The sequence below is a fragment of the Bacillus fungorum genome, from assembly GCF_002746455.1.
In the GTDB taxonomy this organism is placed as follows: domain Bacteria; phylum Bacillota; class Bacilli; order Bacillales; family Bacillaceae_G; genus Bacillus_A; species Bacillus_A fungorum.
In genome coordinates this window covers 1-4,623 of record NZ_NWUW01000075.1, presented here as the reverse complement: position 1 = coordinate 4,623, position 4,623 = coordinate 1, and the positions used below count along the sequence as shown (strand labels likewise).

The window sequence follows — 4,623 nt, the reverse complement described above, 5'->3', positions numbered from 1 at the left end:
CTTCCTCAAACAAGCGGAAAAGAACCGCTCGTTTGAGGAAGAAAATCGAAAAAATAACAAAAGCCACGAAGAAAATAAATTTTCTCTGTGGCTTTTAGTCATTTAAAGGAGCTTTTGGGACAACTCCTTTTTTTGTTAATTATGAAGTGTAAGTAAAAGCTGGAATAGGATCAACAAATATCCCCCAATCTTGTTTCATTTCTTTTTCTGATAATAGACAACTATCTAATGATTCTTCAATTAAAGAACGATTCATGTCAATCCCGATAAATACGAGCTCAGTTATTCGATCTCCGTAGCGCTCATCCCAGTTTTTCAATACTGCAGGTTCTTCTGTAATAATTTGTTTTCTTTCATTTTCGGGTAATGCCGCTATCCATTCGCCGGCTCCTTGAATTGTAATAGAGGAACCTGCTTGAGATAGAAGTCCTATCATATTATTACGAGATGCGAGCCAGAAAAAGCCTTTCGCTCTTACAACATCTAAAGGCCATTTTTCTAGCCAATTCATAAAGCGCTCAGGATGGAAAGGATATTTACGACGGTACACAAAGGAATTGATACCGTATTCTTCCGTTTCCGGTGTATGATGTTCATTATTTAATTCTTGCATCCAGCCGGCTGATTGACTGGCTTCTTCATAATTAAATAAATTTGTGTTTAATATTTCTTGCAATGGTACTTTGCTAAATGAAGATTCAATAATTTTTGCACCGGGATTTAATTTTTTTAGTAAATGATGAAGTTCTATCCAATCTTCTTTTTCTAGTAAATCAATTTTATTCAGAAGAATGATATTCGCAAACTCAATTTGGTCTATTAGTAAATCAATAACTTCCCGAGTATCATTTTCATCGATAGCCTGCTTACGGTCTAATAAACTTTCACCATCTGCAAAATCATCCCAAAATCTATTTGCATCTACAACTGTAACCAATGTATCGAGGTGACATTTTTTCGTTAAATCGATGTTAAGTACTTCGTCAGTATAAGTGAATGTTTGAGCAACTGGGATAGGCTCACTTATACCAGAAGATTCAATAACAATATAGTCAATATCACCGTTTTCAACAAGCCGATTTACTTCTATCATTAAATCCTCTCGTAGTGTACAACAAATACAGCCATTTTGAATTTCTACTAGTTTTTCCTCCGTACGTGAGAGCCCACCTTTTTTTATAAGCGACGCATCAATGTTTATTTCGCTCATATCATTAACGATAACAGCTACTTTTAAGTTGTTCTTATTAGTCAAAATGTGATGTAGTAAGGTAGTTTTTCCAGACCCTAAAAATCCACTCAATACAGTGATAGGTACTTTTTTCATGAAATAATCTCTCCCTTTTAAATCGTAATGATTACGTTTTATATTAAGCGATAGAAAAGAAAAAATCAACAATAAATCATAATAATTACGATTTAAGAATAGAAATAGACTATAAAATTTGTGCTGTAGTAGTGTAGGACATTTGGACAAGTATACGATTTAATATGAATAAAGTGGGGGGATAATGTTGGTCTTTAATAGAGTTTCAAAAGAATTAATAGGAATAGCTCTTATCGCTATTTTTCTTTTTCTATTATTTGTTGATTGGTGCTTTTTTTGCGAGCGTATTTCAAACGTTTTTTGATCGAAACGTACTTGATACAGTGGGGTATAATGAAATAATTTCGCCAATTATTATGATGGGATTGGGTTATGTTTTATCAATTTGCTCAGCAGCCGATGCATTTATAGCGGCATCTTTTGGACATGTTTTTTCTGTAAAAGCACTTCTCGCATTTCTTGTGTTTGGACCTATGCTTGATATGAAAAATACATTAATGCTATTTGCATATTTTCAAAAGAGATTTGTATTCTTTTTGATTGGAATTAGTAAGTAAAGTAGAGAAAATCAATAGGCCTACAGATCCATATGTATACGATGCTTTACCGAAATAAGAAAAAGTTAATTCTTCATATTTTTATGAAATAAAATCATAATTACAATGATAAAAAAATAAAGATAAGAGTAATTTGGTTTGTTAAAAATATGTGTTGAAGGAGAAATGTGATGAGCTGGGTTACTCATAAACCAACATTTGAATTTGAAAATTATAGTCATATTATTCGGGCGCAATCTGCGTGGAGTGGACATTTAAATTTTGCATATGATTTAGTACGATTTGAAAAGCCAGAAATTTTAGTTGAGTTAGGCACACATTTAGGTGCTTCCTTTTTTAGTTTTTGTCAGGGGGTAAAAGATGGTGGGCTAGCTACAAAATGTTTTGCGGTAGATACTTGGGCAGGAGATCTGCATACAGGTCCATATGGAGAAGGGGTTTTTCAAATAGTAGAAAAAGTGGTGAGCGATAACTACCTTAATATAGGAAATTTAATTCGCTCTACTTTTGATGAGGCCCTGGATCAGTTTCAAGATGAAACAATAAATCTTTTGCATATTGATGGCTATCATACGTATGACGCTGTTTCTCACGATTATAAAACGTGGCTACCTAAAGTTGCGGAAAATGGTATTATATTATTTCATGATATTGAAGTTAAACGTGACGATTTCGGTGTGTATAAGTTGTGGGATGAGGTTAAAGCGAAGCACCCTCATTTTCAGTTTGAGCATTCATATGGACTCGGAGTGTTATTTCCGAAAGGTTGTAGCGATAAGTTTGTTGAAATACTTAAAAATAAAGAAGAAATACAAAATATGTATAAATAAAAATGGAGCATGCATCATTATAATGATGTGTGCTTTTTTGTGGATAAAAATGGTAGTCCTTAAAAGGTGAGGATAATAGTAAAAAATCTTATTGTGGCAAATATTAAAAAAGTTATTCTTGAATTGTTCTATCTAAATAAAAATGTAACCTTTTTTATATTTTCCATTGCGAAAAGTAACTTCTACTTTTACAATAGAAAAGGTGTCCATATATTATACTGGAAAAATAAATCGAAATAATATGAAAATTTTGTTTTGTCTTTGCTAATTGTATATTACATACATGTAAGACGACATACGTCATGTTATCGACTTGTAAGGAGAGAAAAAAATGAAAAGCGTAAGATTACCATCGATGCTAGAAATCATAGTTCTTTTATTACTATTTCTTGCTGTTGTCTTTTCCTTCCAAACGATTTTTGATCTCCCAATTCAATTAGCGCTATTTATTTCATGGTTTTTAGTAATTGCGCTTGGATTAAGATTAGGATTTCGTTATCAAGAATTGCAAGATGCAATTACGAAAGGGATTTCTAACGGATTAGAAGCAATACTGATTTTAGTTGCAGTAGGTGCTTTAATTGGAACATGGATTGCTGGTGGCGTAGTACCAACATTAATCTATTATGGATTAGAATTTATTCACCCTAGCATATTCCTATTAGCAACATTAATTATCTGTTCAATAACTTCTATCGCAACAGGAACATCTTGGGGAACAGTAGGAACAGCAGGTATTGCTATGATGGCGATTGGTGAAGGACTTGGCTTACCACTTCCACTTGTTGCTGGTGCAGTTCTTTCAGGAGCTTATTTCGGCGACAAATTATCACCACTTTCTGATAGTACAGTTCTTGCAGCTTCTATGGCGAAAGTAGATGTTATTGCTCACGTTCGAGCTATGCTCGTATTAGATGTTCCGGCTTATATTATTACTAGTATTATGTTTACTGTAGCTGGTTGGATGTATGGCGGCGATAATGTAGATTTGGGTCGAGTAGAGTTTTTAAAAGAAGCTTTATTAAAGCAATTTGATATTAAAATATGGATGCTTGTTCCAGCGGTTATTGTTATTGTTCTATTAGCAATGAAGAGACCGTCTATGCCAACAATTGCAATGGGAGCATTAATTGGTGCAATTTGGGCAACTCTTTTCCAAGGAATGAATTTTGGAGATGCGATTGGAACAGCGTATAACGGATTCTCAATTCAATCTGGTGTTGAGTTTGTTGACAAGTTATTAAACCGTGGTGGAATTAATGGTATGCTTGGATCAGTAGCCGTTATTATTTTCGGTTTAGGATTTGGTGGATTACTTGAAAAACTAGGTGTTTTAAAAGTAATCGTATCAAAATTCGAGAAGAAACTAAATTCTGCAGGTAATGTAACATTGTCTACATTAATCGTGGCATTCTTAGCTAATATATTTGGTTGTGCGATGTATGTATCACTAATTTTAACACCAAAAATTATGGAAGATAGCTATGATAAATTAAAAATAGACCGACGTGTATTAGCGCGTAACTCAGAAGTAGGCGGAACGTTAACTTCAGGTATGGTTCCATGGTCTGATAATGGTATTTTTATGGCTGGTATTTTAGGTGTAGCAACGTTCTCATACGTTCCGTTTATGTGGTTAAGCTTCGTATCATTAATTTTAGCAGTTATTTACGGATATACAGGAAAATTCATTTGGTATGTAGATGATGCAGATAAAGGAAAGCAAGCATCATAAAATAAAAAATCACCTTCTACAATATGTAGAAGGTGATTTTTTATTTTCACGTTGTTGAAAAAAGATTTTGTCAATGAAAATGTCACCTAAAAGGTGACATTTTCACTTTCTATTTCATCTGTAATTTGGTAAGTTAAATATAGGCCAACTTTCTTTAGCGAGAGAAGTTTGGTC

At 33.4% G+C, this 4,623-nt stretch carries 3 protein-coding genes and 1 pseudogene; 3 read left to right on the top strand and 1 reads right to left on the bottom strand.

What is annotated here, in order from left to right:
• Positions 1 to 139: 139 nt before the first annotated feature.
• Positions 140 to 1,327, bottom strand: a complete 1,188-nt coding sequence (locus CO726_RS30350; protein ID WP_099686765.1) for a GTP-binding protein — start codon at positions 1,325 to 1,327, stop codon at positions 140 to 142.
• Positions 1,328 to 1,581: 254 nt separating this feature from the next.
• Here CO726_RS30350 and CO726_RS30340 point away from each other — a divergent pair.
• The 3 genes and pseudogenes from CO726_RS30340 to nhaC form a co-directional block, all read left to right on the top strand.
• Positions 1,582 to 1,884, top strand: a pseudogene (locus tag CO726_RS30340) (permease); the annotation flags it as partial.
• A 170-nt stretch (positions 1,885 to 2,054) separates the two neighbouring features.
• Complete coding sequence (locus tag CO726_RS30335; protein WP_098760402.1) at positions 2,055 to 2,714, top strand: class I SAM-dependent methyltransferase; 660 nt, start codon at positions 2,055 to 2,057, stop codon at positions 2,712 to 2,714.
• A 331-nt stretch (positions 2,715 to 3,045) separates the two neighbouring features.
• On the top strand, positions 3,046 to 4,449 hold the full coding sequence (gene nhaC / locus CO726_RS30330; RefSeq protein WP_099686764.1) for a Na+/H+ antiporter NhaC: 1,404 nt from the start codon (positions 3,046 to 3,048) through the stop codon (positions 4,447 to 4,449).
• The last annotated feature ends 174 nt before the right edge of the window (positions 4,450 to 4,623 follow it).